Here is a 420-nt window from a genome sequence, read left to right as displayed (position 1 = left end):
CCCATCGCCGGCGTCATTTCGAGCCTGAGCGAGCTGGCCACCAAATCGCTGTTGTCCGTCGAGTTCTGCGGCGCGATAGCGCAATACCGGCTGACGGAATCCACGCGCGCGTACGCGATGGAAAAGCTGCGCGACGAGGGCGAGCTGCAGCGCATCGCGTCGCGGCACATGCAATACCTGCAGGAACGGATCGAGCACGGCAGGCTGCCCGTCGGCGAAATCGCGCAGGGGCTGCCTGCCACCGAACCTCGCCTTGCGCTCGACGACGCACGCGCCGCCTTCGAATGGGCCTTCTCACCGGGCGGCAATCCGGCGCTCGGCGTGGCGCTGGCGGGATCGCTCGTGGGCACGCTGATGCACGGCTCGCTGCTGCACGAATGCCATGAGCGCTCGGGACGCGCACTGGCCGCGCTCGACGCG

Annotated in this window: 1 pseudogene; it reads left to right on the top strand. The window is 68.8% G+C overall.

Features of this window, described 5'->3' with window-relative positions:
• Window positions 1–420 (top strand): annotated as a pseudogene (locus VSR72_RS44065) (transcriptional regulator); the annotation flags it as partial.

The sequence above is a fragment of the Paraburkholderia sp. JHI869 genome (assembly GCF_038900775.1).
Classification (GTDB): domain Bacteria; phylum Pseudomonadota; class Gammaproteobacteria; order Burkholderiales; family Burkholderiaceae; genus Paraburkholderia.
The sequence above is the reverse complement of the archived record's forward strand: the minus strand, read 5'-3'. Positions and strand labels throughout refer to the sequence as shown.